Annotated in this window: 1 rRNA gene (running past one end of the window); it reads right to left on the reverse strand. The window is 50.8% G+C overall.

Features of this window, described 5'->3' with window-relative positions:
* Positions 1-1,219, reverse strand: a 23S ribosomal RNA gene (locus tag AC4PR2_RS28165); it reaches 1,716 nt to the left of the window's first position.
* Positions 1,220-1,392 lie beyond the last annotated feature (173 nt).

Here is a 1,392-nt window from a genome sequence, read left to right on the forward strand (position 1 = left end):
GCATCAAGCCATAGCTTCGGTGGTGTGTTTAGCCCCGTTACATTTTCGGCGCAGAGTCACTCGACCAGTGAGCTATTACGCACTCTTTCAATGGTGGCTGCTTCTAAGCCAACATCCTGGTTGTCTGTGCAACTCCACATCCTTTCCCACTTAACACACACTTGGGGACCTTAGCTGATGGTCTGGGCTGTTTCCCTTTCGACAATGGATCTTAGCACTCACTGTCTGACTCCCGGAACTAAATCTATGGCATTCGGAGTTTGACTGAGCTTGGTAACCCTTGCGGGCCCCGCACCCAATCAGTGCTCTACCTCCACGATTCTATTTCCGAGGCTAGCCCTAAAGCTATTTCGGGGAGAACCAGCTATCTCCGGGTTCGATTGGAATTTCTCCGCTACCCCCACCTCATCCCCGCATTTTTCAACATGCGTGGGTTCGGGCCTCCAGTGCGTGTTACCGCACCTTCACCCTGGACAGGGGTAGATCACCCGGTTTCGGGTCTACGTCCACGTACTCAAGTCGCCCTATTCAGACTCGCTTTCGCTGCGGCTTCAGCTCTTCACCTTAACCTTGCACGGGAACGTAACTCGCCGGTTCATTCTACAAAAGGCACGCCATCACCCATAGATCGGGCTCTGACTTCTTGTAAGCACACGGTTTCAGGATCTATTTCACTCCCCTTCCGGGGTGCTTTTCACCTTTCCCTCACGGTACTGCTTCACTATCGGTCGCCAGGGAGTATTTAGCCTTGGCAGATGGTCCTGCCGGATTCATACGGGGTTTCACGTGCCCCGCACTACTCGGGATCCGTCTCGGAGAGAACAAGTTTTGAACTACAGGGCTTTTACCTTCTCTGGCGGGCCTTTCCAGACCTCTTCATCTAACCGGTTCCTTTGTAACTCCATGTGAGACGTCCCACAACCCCAAGGAGCAAGCTCCTTGGTTTGGGCTAATCCGCGTTCGCTCGCCGCTACTGACGGAATCACTATTGTTTTCTCTTCCTCAGGGTACTTAGATGTTTCAGTTCCCCTGGTCTGCCTCTATTCTGCCTATGTATTCAGCAGAAAGTGACTGTCGATGAAGACAGCCGGGTTTCCCCATTCGGACATCCCCGGATCAAAGCTTGCTTACAGCTCCCCGAGGCTTTATCGTTGTTCGCCACGTCCTTCGTCGGCTCCTGGCGCCTAGGCATCCTCCGTGTGCTCTTTGTAGCTTAACCTAGACTTTTCTTTCAAAGAAAGAAAATGTCGATGTTCGATAAAGAATGATTTTTGCCAAAGGCAAAAGATCTTTCCTTACCTGCTACCTTTATTTCACTTGTTTACACAAGATCAGCTTAAAGGAATATTCTAAAACGCAATTTCGTTTCGGTATCCAGTTTTCAAGGTGCAA

This window comes from Serratia sp. A07 (assembly GCF_058725505.1).